The organism is Kurthia senegalensis (assembly GCF_000285595.1).
Lineage (GTDB): Bacteria > Bacillota > Bacilli > Bacillales_A > Planococcaceae > Kurthia > Kurthia senegalensis.
Map to the genome: position 1 here is coordinate 1 of NZ_CAEW01000062.1, position 216 is coordinate 216.

The 216-nt window shown below is 33.8% G+C and carries 1 pseudogene; it reads right to left on the reverse strand.

Annotated elements, in window-relative coordinates:
* Positions 1–6: 6 nt before the first annotated feature.
* Positions 7–105 (reverse strand): annotated as a pseudogene (locus KSHG_RS17825) (thioredoxin family protein); the annotation flags it as partial.
* Between the last annotated feature and the right edge of the window lie 111 nt (positions 106–216).

The window sequence follows — 216 nt, forward strand, 5'->3', positions numbered from 1 at the left end:
CGATCATTTACATGGTCCACACCAAGTAGCCCAAAAGTCTACTAATACTAATCCTTCTGCGATATCTTCTTTGAATGATGCATCTGATGCATGTTTAATTGCCATAATAATATTGCCTCCTCGTATTTCATTACCGAAAGTGTAGCATATTTCTTTAGCCCTAGCGACTATTTTGCTTGAAATTAAGATAAAATAAGCAAAAAATAAAAAACTACG